The sequence below is a fragment of the Bifidobacterium olomucense genome (genome assembly GCF_012932375.1).
GTDB classification, from domain to species: Bacteria; Actinomycetota; Actinomycetes; order Actinomycetales; family Bifidobacteriaceae; genus Bifidobacterium; species Bifidobacterium olomucense.
Window position 1 is genome coordinate 59,687 of sequence record NZ_JAAIIG010000008.1, and the last position, 19,533, is coordinate 79,219.

A 19,533-nucleotide genomic window follows, 5' to 3' on the forward strand; every position below is an offset into this window, starting at 1 on the left:
TGCGGGTTTTGCGGCGGCTCAACCGGCCCTTTGCATATAGTCACGCAGAGCGGATTCTGGTTCGGCGCATCGACCTGCAATAACAGGGAAAGAACGGAAGAGCATAGGGATGGAGCGGCAATCATGAAAGTGAAGTTTTCCAAAGACTGGTACACCGGCGTGCAGACGCTTACGGCACGCACCACACGAGGTGAGTCGCTCGATGTGGAGCATGCGAAATGGCTGACGAAGAGTCATTGGTATTTGTTGCCGTTGCATTATGAGAGCACCGGCAACGAAATCGTATTCCAATACGATGCGACCAGCACGACGTCGTTGCATGACGTGCTGCGCCAAGTGGTCCCCGGTGACCAGTATGCCGGGCTACTGCTTGCCGTGCTCTCAGTGATGGAGCAGTGCGAAGCGCAGCGGCTCCCTCTGACCTACGTGCAGTGGGATCCCAAACGTATTCGCATTTCATCGCAGAACCAGCCGTTGTTTATGGTGATACCGGCATTGGGCGTTGAACCGGACCGTCATAGTGCCACCACGCTGTTGGCCTTGCTGTCCGACGACAAAAAAACCCGTATCTCCGGCGATGCCGCGCAGGAGTATCAACGGGCGCTTGCAGGACTGATCGGGCAGGTTCAGACGGTAAGTGCCGAGGTGCTGCACGATCTCTTGGCTCATCTGATGCCGGCCAGTGTGAAACCTCGCGCCGTGCAGGAGCAGACCGCGAAAATACCGTCCGAACAGGGAGACGTCGCTGACGGTACCGAATTCGGGGCTACGAGATTCGGCGATACGCTGCTTGGCGCCACTCGATTGGGCAGCACACTGCTCAGTTCCGACAATGTGTCGACTTCGACTGTGCCGGCAGACTCTGCGCCGTCGTCGGTATCTGAGGATGATGGTCAGGACGGCAGTACGGTGCTCTCGTCGTTGGCTCACCGTTCGATGCCATCCGAACGTCCTGTGCTGTCTGAGGGAATCCTGCCAAGCGAGGGGCCGGCTCTGCCTGAGCCGTCATCTTCGACCCAAGCCGAAATGACAGATCAGCAGCATGCAGGTTCCGCATCTGGTTCGGAATCTGAGGAGGCGCAGCCTCAACAACATCAGCAGTTCGGTGAGATACCGGATGCCGAGAAGAGTGCGGCAGTGACACCGATGCAATGGCCCGGCGTGGAACGAGAGACCGCGCCAGCCGTCTCCTCGGCAACTCCGACCACACCGGCTGCTCCGACCATTCCGGCCGCAACCGTAGAGGCTCCATCCATACCTCAGCGGACCGTTTTCCGGCGCAGCATCGCGGATGAACGGGCGTCCGCCCGGGCAATTGCGCAACCGCCGCTGCGCAAGCCTGTAAAGCCGGCCTTTGATGATTTCGACGAAAGCGATAATGAGGGCGAGACGATTTTGCGTCCCTCGACCAAGCAGACCGTCGGATTCACCGTCACCCGACTGCGTGATGGCAAATCGGTAACGGTACATGGTGCCCATGCCACCATCGGACGATCGAAAACCGCGGATATCCATATGGGCGGCAATACCAACGTCAGTCGTATTCATGCGGTTATCGATATGCTGGATGACGGGCGGTTCTCCATCACCGATAATCATTCGGCCAACGGGACTGAAGTAGGAGGACGAGAACTGGCTGAGGGCGGCCGCGAATATCTGCCCTCGGGCGGTGATTTTACGCTGGCTGACGATACTTTCGTGGTGACGCTCTTACAATAGAGGCATACGAGAGAGACCAATCGAAGACAATGATGCCGTGAGATAGGGGAGAGGACTATGAGACGATGCCCGAGATGTGGTAGTGGGGTTGCCGACGGCCAGATGGTGTGCGCCCGGTGCGGCAATCCGATGCCTGCGCCAGTTGCACGCGGAGGGGTCCCTCAGATGCCTCCGCAGCCAAATGTACCCATGCCGAACGTCGGTGTGCCGCAGCCGTATGCCCAGCAGCCTTCCCAGCCGCAGCAACCGTATGCTCCGAGTGTGTCGAGCGTCCCAGGTGTTTCCGGGCAGGCCATGCCGGCACAAGCTGTGCCAGGGCAGTCTGCCGCTCCGCAAGGACAGGCTACCGGGCAGTGGGGCGGTGCCGCCGTGCCTCCTATGTCCGGGGTCCCCAATGGCGCCGGGAATGGCAAGAACAACGGCCACAAGCGCAACATCGCGGCCATCATCATAGCGATAGTCGTCGTGGTGGCACTTGTAGCGGGGTCAGTCGCGGGCTTCTTCGTCTGGCGCAACTGGAAAGCCGGCAAAGAGGAAACCACTTCACAGACGGCGAAGTCGAAGTCCAAGACAAAATCCAAGACAAAGTCCAAGTCGAAAGACAACACCAAAACCGAAGAATCCGAGCCTAAATCCACAATGACCAAAGCCATCGAAGTGGAGATGGTTGGCTTCTCGTGCGACTACACCAACTCCAACTCATGGAATTGGGTGGGCGGTGCCATGGTATCCAACGTCATCCACTGCTGGGATGGCGATGCCACCGCGGATTCGGATTCGTCCTATTCCTCGGGCGATTCGTTGGACGGCAGCGGCGAGTACTCCTTCGGACTATGGACTCCTGCACTGGATGCCTCCAAAGAGATCCATGTCTCCATGCTTGAGTCGGGGGAGAAGGAGTATTCCGAGCCGCAGGTAGGAGCCACGTACGGCAATAATCCTGCGGTGTTCGTGTTCTATGCGGTGAAGACGAAGGCGGTGGGCACCACTCCGGAAAGCGTGCATCTGTATGCGCAGGAGGTGAATGTCGAAACCGGCGAACTGTCGGACCGTATCGACCTGAAGACCGAGGAAGACAACCTCATCGACTACGAGCAGGGCTATGAGTATTCGATACTCGCCGAATCCCGGGATATGGTGGCCATCGCCAAAACCTGGCACAGCGACGAGTCGTACACCACCAACGGTGATTCGGATACCACCAATGTGGACCATACGCAGGTGATGGGTGTGACTCGCGGCAAGGATACCGCGCAGGTGCTGCAGACCTTCCAGGACAAGATCGCCGTAACCGCCGACAGCAGCGGTTACCAGTCCATGAAGAAGACTGATATATCCGTGAATTCGACAGACGTATCCGACACATATTTGGTGGAGGATGATACGTATCACCTGTATTCCGTGGAAAACAACAAGCAGATCATGAGCTTCCCTACGAACTACTGCAACCCCAAGAACAGCTGGTCATGCGATGTGGATCACCTATGGTCTCTTGGCGGCAACCAGTATGTAGTGGACGATCAGGTGATCGATTCCTCGACTGGAAAGGTGCAGTCGCTGCACGACCTGCTGGGTCTGAGCAAGGACGAACACATCGAAGCCAAAGACCAGTTCGTGGACGGCTCGATGTACATACAGACCGAGGACTACGACAATAACGAAGGTCGTCGTGTGTTCCTGATGGGATCGGACTTGAGCCCGACGGAAGTGTTGGACGGGTCGCAGTGGGCGCGTCTGCTGCTCAACGACGGCAAGTTCATGGGCATCAACTACCTGACCAAAACCATATACGTGCAGACCACCGATGAACAGATCATCGTGAACGCGCAAGGTGAATCGGTCGGCAACTATACCCTGCTTCCGGTGTACGACGATCCGGCGGATTGCGACCATACGCAGATGGAATGGATGATGTGGAACAAGAAATCCGATGGCAGCAACAGCATCATCGTGACCATCGGTCAGGCTCCGGGAGATCCGGCTCCTGATCTGCCGACGGATTCGTCTAATTCAGCGGATTCTTCCGATAAATCTGATTCCGATTCTGATTCCGATTCTGATTCCGATTCGAGTTCCAGCAGCTCCAAGAAGTCCGGTAGTTCCAAGAGCTCCGGTGACTCTAAGAGTTCTAAGAGCTCCAAGAGTTCCAAGAGCGAGAAGTAGGGATACTGGGGATAGCCGGAATACTGGGGATACCGATAACGGAACAAACAGTAATGGCCTGTTGATTCGACTGATCGTGTACCGATCGACGAACCAACAGGCCATTACTGTTTGCATTAGTGCCGGTGGACGGTTGGCGAACTCGACATCGCTGGCCGTCCACCCATAGCGTTCCTCAGTAGCTGTTTCCGGTCACTCACTGCTCGGTGAGCTGGAAGAACTGATCGCCGATGCGCACGGTGGCCGGAGCGGTGAGCTTAAGCGGTGTGCCCTTGACCACCTGGGTCTCCTGACCGTCACTGATGATGTAGGTGCCGTTGAGCGAGCCGTAATCCTCAATCCACAGTTCACCGTCGGTATCGATGCTGATGGCGGCATGGTTACGCGACGTGGTGCGGGTCGGATCCTCGATTTTCTCCGACTTGGCACCCTGCGGCACGTCCATGGACGGCTTGCGGCCGAGCAGCGTGCTCTTATCGATCACGATGGTCTGGCCGGTGACGTCGTTATGCAACTGGTACGTCTTCTGCGGGGCCTTGGATGTGAACGAGGACGACAGCACAGTGCTGTCCCAATCCTCGATGTCGTCTTCGGCGGCGTGCGGCGTCGCGCTGGGTTCTGCGGCGTGCTGGGGGCCGCTCGCCGGCTGTTCATAGACCGGTTGAGCGTTCTGCTGCGGCTGTGGCTCTTCGTAGGTCACGGCCGCCGGTTCTGCTGTGGGCTGGGTGGCCGGCTGGACCTCAGGCTGAGCTGCAGGCTCCGGCTGATCGTCTGAATACCAGCCGAATTCAGGTGCGGGAGGATAAGGAAGTTTGGCCATGGTTTGCCGTCCTTTCACTGACGAGACGCCAGTGCGGCGTTGATTGCCGGATCGCCGAGCTGGCCGAGCCAGTCCAGCAGCGCGGGATAGGTGTTGGGGTTACGAGCGATGCAGACGCGCAATTCAGGAGCATACTGCGCAATCTGGGCGATCTGCATCTGATCCGTGGTGGTCAGCGCCAGCTCGGCGGTGAAGCCGTACGGATTGGTGGCTACGGGCTCTTCGAAGGCGGCCTGAGCCGGTTCGGCCTGCTGCGGCTGTGCGTACTGCTGTTCTGCGGCAGGCTGGGCATACTGCTCCGCAACGGGCTGGGCGGCTTCGGCCTGCGGCTGGGCATACTGCTCCGCGGCGGGCTGGGCAGTGGGCTGAGCTTGCGATTCTTCCTGGTCCTGCACCGGTCCGCCAATGGCATCGGCGGTGAAGCCGTACTGTGCCAGCGTTTCGCGGGCCCGTTCATCGCCGAATTCAGCGATCCAGCGCTTCAGACCGGGGTAGCAACGCGGGTTTACGGCGACATTCGCGCCGAATTCCGGATTCTCATATGCGATTTTCGCCAACAGAATCGGATCCGCGTTAGGATCCTGTACGGCAGCGACCGCAGCATCATAATCAACCATGGGAGTACCTCCTTATGTTCGCTCGGTTATGCCGAACGTATGGTCCGTAGGGTTTGTAGTGTTGCGTCTTCGATGGCGCCGATGTCTTCGCCCGCGTCCAACTTGAATGCGCTGAACGCATGGTATTCAGGCTCCGGCATCGGCATATCAGCCACAATCACGGTGATGTTGTCTGTTCCGCCTGCGTCGAGCGCGGCCGCGACAAGAGCGTCCACGGCTTCCTGCGGGTCGGAATGTGCGGCGGCTATCGCGGCGATGCGCTCATCAGGCACCTCGCCGTGCAGTCCATCCGAACAGATAATGAAACGGCCGGTCATATCGGCCACATAGATGTCGGGAGCGATGCCTTCCGGATCGCCGAGACATTGGGTGATGATGTTACGCGGAATAGTCGCCTCGGCCACCTCAGGCAGCATCTCGCCGGAATCGATGGCTTCCTGCCGCTGAGAATGGTCGCGCGTGATGCGTGTCAACGATGCGGCATCCCATACGGTTCCGGAAAGAGCGGCTGGTTCGTCGTTCTGCGGCAATGGATTCATATGATACGTGCGTGAATCACCGATATTGATCACATACGTAAGGTTCTCATACTCGGATGTATCGTCGTCTACCAAAGTCGGATCACAGGTATCGCCTGTTTCCGGAGCGCCGGTGGTATCCAGCCATCCCGATGGCAATACCAGACCGGTGCATGTGGTGCCGGCCACGCCGCCAAGTTTGGTGCCAAGGGCGAGGATATCCTGTTGTGCCTGAGCCAGGGTACTGTCGATGTCTTCTCGTGTGCGACGGGCTAGGCTGGCCAGCTCAGCCATATGCTGTGCCGCGAGTCGGCTGGCTTGCTCGCCGCCCATGCCGCCGCCCATGCCATCGCATACTACGAATACACCCTGTTGGGCAAATCCGGTGTCTTGATTGTTTTTGCGTCTCAGACCCACATCACTGGTCATCGCGATACGGATTGGACCTGTGGTCATGCCGTCTTCCCCTTCTTAACGTTGCCCGGTGCATGTGTTTTCGACGTATGCGGCTTTGCTGCGTGTCTATGTGCCAGTATAGACACGCTTTTCAACGAAAGTCGTGTTCGTACTCGCCGCAGATAAGGCAAAGATGCCAGCATGGCCTTTCGGAGTTTGCTGACATTCGTCCAATAGGCACGTGCCTGTGTATCCTGAACGCTCTGGCCGGAGAACGCGGCATAGTCGGCTTCGCGCCCGAGCTGTATCAGCGCCCGCTGACCGGTGCCGAGTTGTTGCGCAATCGCTGTGGCCTGATCCCGTCGGGTTCCTTGGGCGGTGATGCCGCTTTGCAAGGCAAGTGAACGAATCGCATTCCATCCCGCGGCTACCCGGTTGGCTGGTGTGCCGTGCCGGCGGTCTCGCGCCAGCAATATGGCCTTAACGGTGAGAATCAGCGTGCAAACTATAAGCAGTATCCATAGCGGGCTGCCGTATATCGCCACCGCACGGGTGACTCGCCAGAATCTGAGCCAGAACAGATTCGTGGGTTGCGCGTCGGCATCGGCACCCGCCAAAGAGCTCTGTCCTTTGGCCTGAGTCTGGTCGCGCAACGGATCAGTCAACGGTACCGGAGGTTGACGGACCAGCGTTTGCGGGTTCGGCGGCGTGAGATTCTGGTTCTCGTCAGGAACCTTGGTCTCTTTCGGCGTGGGGTAGAAGGCCACCCACCCCAGCCCCTGCAGTTTGATCTCCACCCAAGCGGTCACATCGTTGCCGGTGAACTCGGTTATGGTGTTCTTGCCGTCGGTTGTTTTGGTGCGTGCATCGGTGATATTGCCGTTTTCGTCTTTGGGAAGGAACCCCAGCACTACACGGGACGGCAAGCCGAGCTCTCTGGCCATGAGTGCCATGGCGGAAGCGTATTGTTCGGAATCGCCCACCATGGCGGTGCCGGCAAGCAGTTTGTTCACACGGTAATTGCCATGACCGGCGTCGGACGGATAATCGCCTTGCAAACCATGGGAGAACCATCCCGAATCTTTCAGAGTCTGGGCCAATGCGGTGGCGGCCGCTCCTCCCGAGGATTTGCCTCCGGCGATGGCCGTAGCCAGTTTGCTGACCGAGTCGGGAACGTCTTGTGCCTGCGGTTGGCTGATGCGCGCGGCTTTCGCTCGGCTGATCTGCTGGTCCGATGGCTTTTTGACGAGGACTCCGGATTCGATGTAGGTCATGCCTTCGCGTGTGCCGGTGGGAATGATGGCGGAATCGGTGTCCGTGTTGTAGTAGAAGACGTTGCTGTCTGAACCGGTGGTGTTGCGCGCGCTGCTGGTGTTGCGCGCGCTGCTGGTGTTGCGCGCGCTGCTGGTCTTATCGGATTGTTGATCATCGCCGGAATCTTTGGTGTTGCCGGTGAATGCCACGCTTGTGGCGGCACCGGCAAGCGGCAGCCACGTGTCGCTGAGTCCCTGGTGGACTGTGAACGTCGTCTTGAACCTGCTGCCTTTGTCATCGGTCGGTATTGCTGTGCCCACACGCTCGTAGTTCGAGGAACTTGAGGCCTCGGACGAATCGGACAGATTCCAGACCGTGCCGTCGAATCGGTCCATCACCGCCAGCCTGACCGGGGTTCCTGACGGAAGATTTTCGGCGCTCAGCAGTACATCGTTCTTATGGTTTTTGATATAGGACCGCATGCCGCTTAATGGGCTGGTGTAATCATAAGGACTGAGCGGAGGATCGTAGTGATCCCGTAATGTGGCGCGATGTTGGGCGACCAGCAGTGTGCCTCCAAAAGCCAGACCTGCCGCCAGAGCCAGAATTACGATGGCGCAAATCCAGCGTCCCCATTCCAGAAGATCCAAACGCCAGGAAAGCCAAACCATCAGTATGATGGCGGCGGCGATGCCGCACGCGGCTCGCTGCCATCCGGTGTCCGTGCCCAGCAGCGCGCAGACGGATACGGCAGCGGCATATGGCAGACAGCTCAATGACGCTATCGCGGCATTGGAATCTACGGCGAATATGCCGGCCAAGAAGGTAAGCCAGAGTCCGATGGTCCACACGGCCAGCAGACATCCGTCGGACGTACCCAGTGGCGGGGTGACGGAGATCAGGTATTTGAATGAGCCGAATGTGGTCTGCCATCCCATGCTCAGCGTTCGTATCGTGGGAAGCACGTGCGAGATGGTCGTCTCATTCAACGCGATAACTGGCCCGATGATGCATTGCGCGAACGCCAGAAACACCAGCTGCCACCATAAACGTAGTGCTGGTTGGGTGCCCATGAGTGCGATTATGGCACCGATGATCGTAGCTGGCACCGCAGCGGTGGCCCAGATGATGACGCTGCCATAAACGTCGATAAGATTAGCCTGCGCAAGCAGCATCAGCACGGATACCACCACGATGCTGATGCATTGACGGCTCCAAAGCTGTCCGCCGAGGCTGCGTCCCTGCAACAGATTGCCGCGAGTCATCCAGATCACCGAATGTGTGGAATCCGCCCATGATCCGGTAGTGGTGGAACCGGTATACGTTGACGATGTGGCATCGGTATGGCTGTAGCCTGATGATGCGTCGAAACCGGAGGATCCGGGAGAGAAGGGCGTGTGTTCGGCGGTCACGGTTGTGGTTGCGTTTGTGCGTGCACCGTGGAAATGTTGCCCGGTTGCGGGTGTGAATCGATGGAAGATCATGCCAGCACCCCCATAATCATGGGCAGATCGTCGAGCTCGCCGATAGTGGCCAAGGTAAAGTTCGCGAACCGACGGATACCGCGGTTGGCTCCGGCATTCGCTTGGAGCACCACGCAACGTGCTGAGCGGGGCAGTGCCAATGTCATACGTTTGATATGGTCCAGATTTTTCAGCGATCCCACGGTGAAGAAATAGAACGAGGCGTCCGGACTGTGCTTGAGCGTGCTTTCGGCAAGGTTCGGATTATCCTCGCGATCCGGCTCGATGGCGCTGGCATCGTCGAGAAACGCCATGGCATTGCGGGGCTGGGCATGGGCGTCGCCCGCATGGGCGAATAGAGGACGATCCTGCAACAGGCATTGCACACCGATGGAGGAGTGTATGGACACCGCCAATTCGAATTCCTCCCCAGTGGTGTAATCATCAGGGTTGATGTCGATGGTCACCGATGTGTCAGTGCGCCGGGTGGCCTCGTATTGGCGAATCATCAATGAACCGGTTTTAGCTGAACTGAGCCAGTGGACATTACGCACATCATCACCGGGCTCGTATTCGCGCAAGCCGTAGAAGTCGAGGTCGTCGTCAACGATCTGACCTGAAGGCTGGCCTTCCAGATCGCGGGGCACTCCGGCATTGAGAGGGTTCAGCCGCACGGTTTTGGGATGAATGAACACGGTGATGTGCTCGGCGAGCTCCTTCTCGTGACGAATCAGGCCAAAAGGATCGCCTTTGCGGATACGCAGTGGGCCGACGGTGAGCAATGCTCTTGAAATAGCGCGGAATTCCACGTTTGTTTGTTTCGATTGCCCGGGCGCGAGCATGGGAATGTGGAAACGCTCATGCACCTGCCCGATCGGCAGATCGCCGCGTGCTGTGGCGGTAGGTGTTTTACCGGCGTTGTCGATGCCGACGATGACGGATACGGTATCTCCGGCGGTGACCCGTCGGCTGGAGACCTCAATCGAGGCGTGGAACCGGGTGTTGCCAAGGGACAGCAGAATGGCGGCGCACATCATCACCGCCGATACGCAGGCAAAGGCCAGCAACTCATGCCAGCCTACGATGAGGAATGTGACAAGGCATGCCACACCGGCTCCGGTGACGGCCCATCCCAGCGGAGAGACGTACGCGGTGAGCAGCCGTCGAACACGTCTGTACAGGCGTGAGAGCGTGCGTCCGGCACGCCGGTGGCGTGATGCGGTGAACGCGGATGAGAATGCCATAGAAGACCTTTCCTCAGGGAAGTGGCTTTGCGCCGGAGCTGTTCTCGTTCTCGGGAGGGGAAGAGCCGGATGCCGGATACCCAGCGATGCGATGTATCAGTTATGGAGGTTGAGAGGTCAGGCGCCGATGGTGGGCGCGGGAACGTCGTCCAATATCTGCGCAATCAGGCTTTCTGCCGTGGCTCCATCGAAAGTGGCTTCCGCAGTGAGCGTGATGCGGTGAGCAAGCACCGGCAGCGCAAGATCCTTGACATCGTCGGGCACAACATAGGCTCTGCCGTCCGCCGCAGCCCAGATGCGAGCGCAACGGGTGAGGGCCAGAGCTCCGCGCATGGATGCGCCTACTGTGATTTTCTCGTTGTGCCTCGTCGCCTCGACCAGACGTACGATATATTCACGAATGGCGTCATCCACGTAGATACCGGAGGCGACTTGACGCATATGCATAACCTCATCGCCGGTCAGTACCGGGGAAACGGTCTGTGCCCGATCGGTAATGTCAATTTGCTTGAGAATATCCACGGAAACGTCATGGCCGGGATACCCGACCGAGGTTTTGATGAGGAATCGGTCCATCTGGGCTTCGGGTAGCTTATAGGTGCCGAGCTGCTCGATGGGATTCTGCGTGGCGATTACGATAAACGGCTGAGGAACGTCATGTGTCACGCCATCGACAGTGACTTTCTGTTCCTCCATAACCTCCAGCAACGCGGACTGGGTTTTCGGCGAGGCTCGATTGATCTCGTCGGCCAGCACGATGGAAGCGAAAATCGGGCCTTCCCTGAACTCGAACTCACCGCGTTTCTGATCGTAGAACGTCACACCCACCACATCCGAGGGCAGCAGATCAGGCGTGAACTGGATACGTTTGAAACTGGTGTCGATGGAATTGGCCAGACCTCGTGCCAACTGGGTTTTGCCGGTACCTGGGTTATCCTCAAGCAGCACGTGGCCGCCGACCATCAGCGCGGTTACGCATTGCTTGATTGGTGCGGCTTTGCCGATGACCACTTGCGAGATATTCTCAACCAAAGCAGTGAAGGAACGTTGGAATTCCTGCACTTCGGCGGTAGGTTGTGGCAATAGGCCGGAATTGATATTGGAAGGCAGTGTCTGCTGCTGTGCGGCTTGCTGTGCGGGCGCAGGGGATTGGGACTGTGCGGGGGATTGGGATGATGAGGGAGCCTGATTCCGCGCCGCAGCGGAAGCATTGGATTGGACGTATGCCTGCGTATTGGGCCGCATCATGTTGGATTGCGTTTGGGATTGTGTTCTGGATTGCGGTGGCAGCGTCCCAGTGGCGTGCGGTCCGCCGGAGATGTCTCCCGCATGACCTGCGTTATAGGAGGTGCCGGCTTTCCCAGGGCGAGGCAAGGCGACCTTGGCGGAGGTTCGAGTGGCATTGTTCGTGTGCTGGGTACCGTGCGATTGGTGTGGCAACGCAGGTATGGTCTGAGGCTGTGGTTTGACCGCCGTATGATCGTTCGATGCGGGAACGACAGCGGCAGAACGCGTTGTGCTTGGGCGTTGGGGCAGGTTTGGCTTTGCCGTGGACGGCGTTCCGGCTGTGACATGAGATGTTGAATCTGACGGCTCCGCAGCAATTTGGTCTGCAATATTACCGGATTGTTGAGACGCGATGTCTGTAACATGTGTGACGTCAGACAAATGCGTTGCGTCAGACAGTTGCGTCATATCGGAAAGCCGAGTCGCATCATCGATGTGTTCGCTCATGGGATTCTCCTACTGCTGCTGGTTGGTGGATGTGTCACGTATTGGGGTATTGGCCATGCCGAGTATCCAAGGATTGTTGATGAGGGTGTCCGCATGCACTCCGGATTTAAACGATGACATGGATGCGCTCGGTGAGTCTGAATTGTCATTGCTGTCCTCGCCGGTTGAGCTGCTGTCGTTGTTGTCTCCTCCATCTGATGTCGATGGTCGTGTGCCCTCGATGGTGCCGCCCTCGGCGGTGTTGGACAATTCATCCAACCCCTGTTTGCCGGTGACTTTGACGCTCCAGTGATATTCGCCATCGTCGGCCTTTGGAAGGTCTGTGACGTCCAACGATTGATTCGGAGTGCCGGGCGTCCACGTAAATGGCGTGTCGTTGATGATGATTTGGATATCGGCAGGTTTGCCATAGGTGTTGACCGTTCCACCAGTGACTTTGACTATATTGCCGTTCTCCGCCCACCGCAGCTCGGTTGGCGCGCTGATCTTTGCTTTGACCTTGTAGGTATATGGGCTACCGCCTGACGGTCCTCCTGTAGCCGGGGCGCTTTCCGTGCCATTGAGTATCTGCGTGACGGTTGCATTGCTGCACACCGTCCATGGTTCCATGGTGAACGTCGCTGAGGTTCCGTTGACGGTCTTGGTTCCAAATCCATCAGCGGTGACCCGGTATGACTGTGCGTGACCGTTCTTGTTCCATTCGACGGTGCACTGGCCGTCGTCTCCGCTCGTGGTCACATCGGTGGGCGACGGAACCGTGTAATGCGGAACGAATGAGGCTTTGCCTGTGGCGGCTGTGGCGGAAGAGCGTTCCGGCACCACCTTGGCCGTTATCGTGATTTCATCGGTGTTGAGCTGGGATTCAGCGATATCGAAAGTGATGTTGCGCACGGAGCAGTCGACCACGTCATTGGTATCACCGCCGATGAGGATTTCCTCGCATCCCGCATTACGGTTGTTGTTCAATGTGATAACGGCTTTGCCGTCTGTGCCATTGTTGGACAACGTTACCGACGGCGCATCCGGATTACCCCATATGTCACTGGGTTCGGATGCAGCGGATGCCGCACCCCAATTGACCTTGTTATGCGCCTTGACGGTTGCGGTTACGGTAGCGCCATCTGAAATATCCGCATTGTTGAAGGTGAAGACCATTTCGGTGTTGGTACCGCTGGTTTCCTTGGTCTGTTGCGCACCGGTTCCGCTGAGGGTCACTGTCACCGAATAGTTGTCTACGGCACTGAAGTCGCCGGTCGGTGCCTTCCATGTGACTGTGGCTTTGGCGTTTCCTCCGGATACCGTTACTTTCGTAGGAGCGGTGGGGACTTTGTCCGGCGTGGCATCGACGGATGTGGACGGCTTGGACCATCCAACTTCGTTTTGCGCCGCAACGGTGAACGAGTAGGTTTCGCCATTCTTCAGGCCGGTGACCTGACATGCGGTGACTGCGCCGCAATCCTTTTCTCCTTCGCTGGCTCCGGTCCAGTTCACCCGGTAGTTGGTGATCGGGCTGCCATTGGCATTGCCGGCCGTCCATGAGAGATTCACCGCACCGTCCTGTGGTTCTCCGGCCACTGGCGAGAGCAATGGGGAATCGGGTTTGTCGATCACCGATACGGTGATCGTACCGGTAATTTCACGTTCCCGGGTTTTGGTACCGTCTTGCACGGTGACAATGACATTGCTGGATGAAGCTCCCAGATTCGATGCGGCGGCAATGGTGATACGCCCTGAAGCGTCGCAGCCGGTTACTGTGAGTTTGCCGGCATTATCGACACGACATCCCACCACCGTCAGGGAAGTATCCGGGAACGGATTGTAGGCACCGGAAAGAATATTGACGGAATCGTTGCTACCGGCCTTGATCTGCAGCGTCTTTCCGTTCACACGAGCCAATGGTCGTGTGGAGGAAACCACGCGTACCGTTACTCCGGCGTTGACAGTACCGGCGCTGTAGGCGATTTGGATGGGCACAGATACGGTCGTACCGGGAGAGGCATCCTTGGCGGCGGAGATTTGCAGGGTGCCGGAGGAAGACAGATTCGTGGTGATCTGTGCGGACGATGCCCCGCCGCCTGAATAGGTGTACTGTTTCTCATCGTCATAGACGCCTGCCGGTGCATGGGTGAGTGCGGTCAAATCGATGGTTTTTGTTCCGGCTCCCGCTTCGACGTCAATGGTGGATGACGAGAACGTTGGGGGTGGTACATTGCGTCCCACCACTGTGATTTGCAAGGTGATCACAGCGGTATTGATGATCTTGGTCTTATCCGTTCCCTGTTTGCCGTCCACTGCGGTGAAGGTGATCGAAGCGGGACCGGCATAATCCTTGGCGGCGGTGAACTTCAGCGTTTTGTCGTTCACATACAGATCGGAATTGGAAGCCTTTGTTGCGCTGACGGATCCGGCGCTTTCGATATACGGTTCTTTGCCTGCTCCTACGCGGACATAGTCATTGATGTTGATTTCGATGGTCTCACGTGCATTGACCTTCAACTCCGGAGCCTTGGGACGTAGCGTGGGTGGGAAAACGCCATAGGCCGGTACTTGAATGAACGCCGTGGAGGTGATGTCGTAGGTGGTGTTGGTCACCGTATAGGGAATGGAATGTGCCTGCGAAGTAAGATCGACCGTGATGATGGTTGAGTGCTCGCTGCCCTTGACCCGTGCATGGTCCGCTGCGGAAGGATGTACACCGACCTTGAGTTCGCCGACTGTTCCGGAAGGATTCGCTATCCACTGAGAAACATCGACATCCACGGATTTCTTGTCAATGGTGGCTGCGGATGGTACGCGGTAATCATAGGCAGTGGGTGGCTCGATTGGGGCGTTCGGATCGACGTTTACCGTCAATGTGGCGGTATCGGAAAGTCCTGCCTTGTCTTTGACCGTGTAGGCGATATAAGCTGTGGTGGCATTCGCCGGAGTGGTAAATGACAGCATATTGTCGGTCACTGTCACGCCATCAATGCCTTGGACCTCAAGCTGCTTGTCGACGGTCAACTCGGTATTGTCCCCTGAAATATCATTCTGGGTGACCGGCACCGTGGCCGCGGTGTTTGGCCTGAGCGTTATTTCGTCGTCACGGGCGTACACGCCTGAATCGGAGGCACCTTGGAACACGCCCACTCGAATCTGGGCCTGTGCTCGTTGTCCGGTCCAATCTTCCACTGCATAGGAGAAGGTATCGGTGCCGGAGGAATCAGGGTAGGACTCATAGACCAGGTAATCCGAACCGACTTCGGTGATACGGCCCAGAGATGGTGCTTTGTTGCCTAATCCGAGCAGCTGATCATCGTCGCCGTCCGCATCGATGCCTGTTAAGGTGATGGGAATGCGGACTTTCTGTCCGGCTGCCACCTGAGCTTCGACATCATGCGGCGTGGGAGCGGCCTTTCCGGCAGCGTCGCTGCGATGCACGGTGATGGTAATGATGGCAGAAGCTACATTGCCCAGATTGTCCTCGACCGTATAGGTGACGGGGAATACGCCGGTTGTGTCGGATGCCTGATATCGTACGGTGTCTCCGGAGACGAATACCAGACCATGGAATGTGTTCTTATCGTATTGCAGGTTGTTTTTCAGTTTTACCGTGGTGCCGTCCGAATACGTGACATGATCGAGTACGTCCACTGACACGATGCCGTTGGTGCGTACCTGCGTATTGACGTTGTCGGCTTTGGGCACCGAATTTGCTGCGGTAAGTGCCGGCGGCTGCAGGATGATGGTACCTTTTGCCGATCCCTTGGCGTTCGCCACTGTATATGTTATGGATACCGGCTTTGAAGGCACTTGACGTGCTGTGATATAGACACGCTTATGGCTGACCAGTCCGACCTTGATACCAGAACTGGCGTCGGCATTTACGGAGGTCACGGAAAGTACTCCGCCCATTGGATCGACGTCATTGGTCAATGGTTCCACGATTGCGGTGTTGTCTGCACCCAGCAAAGCCACATCATTGGCAGCTACAGGTTTGGCGGCTTCACCGGTTACGGCTTGCACCTCCACACGGGCAAGGCCAGTGGCGGGAAGCGATCCTTGGGTGATGGTGTAGGACACATAATAGGTGCCGGGATCGTTGGCCTTGAAGTTGATGGACATGGTGGCTGCATTCGCAGTGGTGCTGGCCCCTTTCGGCGTATCCACTTGGCTGAGCTGCGCGGGCTGCGAGGATGTGGTATGCACATAAGGGGTGAGTTCGATGACGGTGTCTGTATTGGGAGCGGTGGTTTTTGCCACCGGGTCGATAACTGCAGCCAAGGTGTTTGCCGGTTTGATGGAAAAGTACATCATGCCGGTTCCGGTATCTTCGCCATCGGAGGCGGTGAGTTCCACGCCCACTCGTCCTGATTCCAGCGCTCCGGTATTGAACGTCAGCTGTCCGTCCGCTCGTGTGGATACCTGTACCTGATCGGTGTTCTGGGCCACGGCCGAGATCAGAGTGAGCGGATCTCCATCCGGGTCGATAAAGCTGCCGAGTGCATTGGCTGTATAGCTGGCTCCCTGTTCCACGTCTATTTCCGGCGGCGTGTCGAACTGTCGCGGTGCGTGGTTGTCTGATCCACTGAGCGTGACAGTCGCTGTGGCGCTGGATGTCTGGCCTCGTCCATCGGAGATTTCATAGGTGAAGGTGAGTGTGCCTGCCGATGCGGAGGACGCATCAAGCTGGAGATATCGTCCGTCATAGATCGGTGAAATAGTAACGTCTTTATTGTTCGGAGCTCCGACCGAATTGATGCGGAGTACGGAGCAGTCGGTCTGCTCGTCATTGCGCAATACATCGAGAATCTGCTCCGAACCCGCCCGAGCGCCGAATTCGTCGTCTTCCGCTTTGATCTGTCCGGACTGTGCCGAGCAGGTTTTTGCGAAATCGTGATGGTTGTTGGCCGAATCGCTGTTCTGTTGTTCCTTTTCGGTTTGCTCGGTTTGGACTCGGTTCCATTGAATTTTGATGACCTTGGTGGAATCATCCGGATTCCATACATTGCCGTCAACTACATCATTAAGCACCACCAGACGGTGGTTGGTGCGAAACACGAGTTCGGACGTGGTGTTGACGGAGTCAAGGCTCTCGAATTGCTTGGTGTCTGCGGCAGAACAGACTCGAATGTAGTTGCTGGCTTTCTGACTCCAGGCTGCATATACGCATCCATTGGTGGACACCGGCTGCGCCGCTTCAGCCTTGCCTGAATGGGCGATAAAGTTCGCAGAGGCACCGGATTTCAGCGGTATCAAGGCAAGGCCGCGAGGCGAGGATGCGGCTACCCAGCTGTCCTGCTTGTCGTCGGTGGGCGGCGCTTGCAAGGTGAGTGAGCCGGTGGTGTCTACTTGCACGCGTCCCTTGTGAGAAATAACGGTGTTGCCGGAAGCGATTACCGGCTGTGTTCCAACGACTGTGAAGCTGTCAGCCGCTTGCTGCGCGCCATTGGTCAGCGATCCGACTTCCTGGGCGTTCGAGGCTTCTGGACTGTCGAGAGTAAGTACCATGCCATCGGATGGCCTGTACCCGTATACTGTGCCGTCGTTGGTTACAGCGATGCGGCCTCCTTCGCCCAGTTTCATTTGAGGTTCGGAGGTAGTTGGCGTCACCGCGTCGAGATGTTCGGTGAGGCCCGCCCATACATTGCCGGTTTTCTCGTTGATGAAGGCGATGGCATCGCCGCCGATTACGGCGGTGGTCTGCGATTTGAGATCTGTTTTTGCGTCAGTGCCTACTGTGGAGGCTTTGATCGAGAATGCTTTGGACGGCTCGGTGAGTACGGTGTCGCCATCATGTTGAACGACATCGAAACGTGACGCGGTGGAGGCTACACCAGCATCCGGCTCTTTGTTCTTTACATTGAATCGTGCCGCTTTGTGATTGTTGAGAGACGTGATCCAAACAGTGCCGTCATCCAGCTGGACATGGCGTCGGGTGACGGTGCTGATAATCAGAGAACCGGCCACCAGCCCGGCGAGCAGCAACAACGTAATCACCGGCAGCGTCCATCGATGTCCGCCGGAAGGCATAAGTCGACGCAGTATGGCACCTAGGCGTCTGCGCCGCTCATATGACTGGGCTGATACGCTCATGTGGTTCCCTGCCCCTTCTCGCTTCTACTCGTCAGTGTAATGGTGCTGCCTTGGGACGTCCAAGCCATGACTATGACTTAAACGCGCAACGTAGGTGAGGTGTACCTTATTGTGGCTTGGCGGCACACCCGATTGTCGGCGTTGCGGACATTTGATGGTTCTTGCGCACGATGGATACCTGTATGCATGTCTGTTGACCATCTTGCGGGTCAACGGTCACAGTGGTGTCGGATGTGGTTGTGGTCTGAGTGCTTTGATCTGCACCGTCTCCTTGCACCAAGGCCCAAGCGTAGGAATCGCCCTGCTGCTGATCTGGGTTCGTCCAGGTGAAGGTCACGGATGAGCCGTCTGCGGCGTACGTGCCGGTCAGATGCTCAGGGCTGGGAACCGTGGCATCGTCTGTGCCGGTAACGGTGTCGTCCTGCTGATTGAGGGTGTTGTCGTTATCTTGGGTGCCGGCACCGGCCAATTGTTTGGTCTCGGCCCCGGAAGTGCTATCCAGCCGGGGGAGTACGCCATAGACGAATACCAATGCCACCGCAACTATCGCAGCCGCTACTGCCGTTGCTATGGCCGCTGGCTTAATCCATGCCCGGTTCTGGACGGTGCTGCGAACAGTTGGTGCATTGCCGTTACGGGGTCTTTCAATGTCTTTGGGGTAGGGTGGCATGCCTTCCACCGTCACCGGTGTGGCATGGCCGAAGTTCGCGAATTGCACGCGTTGCATGGCTCGTGCGAACTCCAGCGCGGAATAGTAGCGTTGGTCTGGATTCTTGTTCAGTGCCCGGCGCAACACCGATTCCACGTCCGCTGGCACGTCCGGACGGTTCAGGCGAGGCAGCGGCTGGTTGATGATCAGTGAGATGAGCTCCGATTGGGTATGCGGATGATATTCATGCTGGAATGGCGAATATCCTACGAACATGGCGTACAGTGTGGCCGCAAGAGAATAAATGTCGGCGGCCTCCGATCCGTTGGTCAGATGCTGGAGGACCTCAGGCGGTGCCCATGGCGGGGAGAAACCGGTCTCAGTGCGGTCGTAGACATCGGTGGAGATACCGAAATCCGCCAATACCGGCAAGCCTTGCGCGGTGATGAGAATATTGCTGGGCTTGATATCGTGATGAATGATATTGGCCCGATGCGCAGTGAACAGCGCGCTTGACAGTTTGATTCCCAGATCAAGTACCTGATCGCAGGTCATGGACCGGGCTTTCATCACGCTGTTATAGGTGCCGCCCGGAGCATATTCGATAATAATGTATCCATGCCCGTCCGAAGTGACGCCAGCGCCGTATACGGGCAGGATATAGGGATGCGAGGAAAGCTTGGCCATGAAATTCGCTTCGCGGTTGAACAATGCCGCTGCGCGTGGATCCAATGTCTTGGCGCTTACCTTTACCGCTACGGGACGAACCGGCATGCGTTGGTTGTATAGATATACGGTGGCGGTGGCTCCACTGCCAAGCAACTGGACGAAATCATATCCCGGTATTTTCGGCGGCCTCATCGGTATGCCGGTCATGGTCC

At 57.4% G+C, this 19,533-nt stretch carries 10 protein-coding genes; 2 read left to right on the top strand and 8 right to left on the bottom strand.

From position 1 onward, the window contains the following. The first annotated feature begins 123 nt into the window (after positions 1-123). Positions 124-1,719: an FHA domain-containing protein gene (locus G1C97_RS08940; RefSeq protein ID WP_169241473.1), complete on the top strand. Its 1,596-nt coding sequence runs from the start codon at positions 124-126 to the stop codon at positions 1,717-1,719. Positions 1,720-1,908: 189 nt separating this feature from the next. Continuing rightward, positions 1,909-3,882, top strand: coding sequence for a zinc ribbon domain-containing protein (locus G1C97_RS08945; RefSeq protein ID WP_205832589.1), 1,974 nt, complete (start codon positions 1,909-1,911; stop codon positions 3,880-3,882). Positions 3,883-4,078: 196 nt separating this feature from the next. Here G1C97_RS08945 and G1C97_RS08950 read toward each other — a convergent pair whose 3' ends face one another. The 8 genes from G1C97_RS08950 to G1C97_RS08985 all read right to left on the bottom strand — a co-directional run bounded on the left by G1C97_RS08950 (position 4,079) and on the right by G1C97_RS08985 (position 19,528). Beyond that, positions 4,079-4,702, bottom strand: a complete 624-nt coding sequence (locus tag G1C97_RS08950; protein WP_169241474.1) for an FHA domain-containing protein — start codon at positions 4,700-4,702, stop codon at positions 4,079-4,081. A 14-nt stretch (positions 4,703-4,716) separates the two neighbouring features. Next, positions 4,717-5,319, bottom strand: a complete 603-nt coding sequence (locus G1C97_RS08955; RefSeq protein WP_100496809.1) for a variant leucine-rich repeat-containing protein — start codon at positions 5,317-5,319, stop codon at positions 4,717-4,719. 26 nt (positions 5,320-5,345) lie between these two features. After that, complete coding sequence (locus tag G1C97_RS08960) at positions 5,346-6,293, bottom strand: PP2C family protein-serine/threonine phosphatase (RefSeq protein WP_100496810.1); 948 nt, start codon at positions 6,291-6,293, stop codon at positions 5,346-5,348. After that, a complete protein-coding gene (locus tag G1C97_RS08965; RefSeq protein ID WP_240951087.1) occupies positions 6,290-8,752 on the bottom strand; it encodes a transglutaminase-like domain-containing protein in 2,463 nt (820 codons plus the stop codon). Before G1C97_RS08965 ends, G1C97_RS08960 begins: the two co-directional genes overlap by 4 nt. Before the next feature lie 215 nt (positions 8,753-8,967). Further along, entirely contained in the window at positions 8,968-10,194 is a 1,227-nt protein-coding gene (locus tag G1C97_RS08970; protein WP_169241476.1) for a DUF58 domain-containing protein, read from the bottom strand. 117 nt (positions 10,195-10,311) lie between these two features. After that, positions 10,312-11,928: an AAA family ATPase gene (locus G1C97_RS08975; protein ID WP_169241477.1), complete on the bottom strand. Its 1,617-nt coding sequence runs from the start codon at positions 11,926-11,928 to the stop codon at positions 10,312-10,314. A gap of 9 nt (positions 11,929-11,937) precedes the next feature. Next, positions 11,938-18,003: an Ig-like domain-containing protein gene (locus G1C97_RS08980; protein ID WP_169241478.1), complete on the bottom strand. Its 6,066-nt coding sequence runs from the start codon at positions 18,001-18,003 to the stop codon at positions 11,938-11,940. Between the two features lie 106 nt (positions 18,004-18,109). After that, the gene (locus G1C97_RS08985; RefSeq protein ID WP_169241479.1) at positions 18,110-19,528 is read right to left on the bottom strand and encodes a serine/threonine-protein kinase; all 1,419 of its coding nucleotides are present in this window, start codon (positions 19,526-19,528) and stop codon (positions 18,110-18,112) included. Positions 19,529-19,533 lie beyond the last annotated feature (5 nt).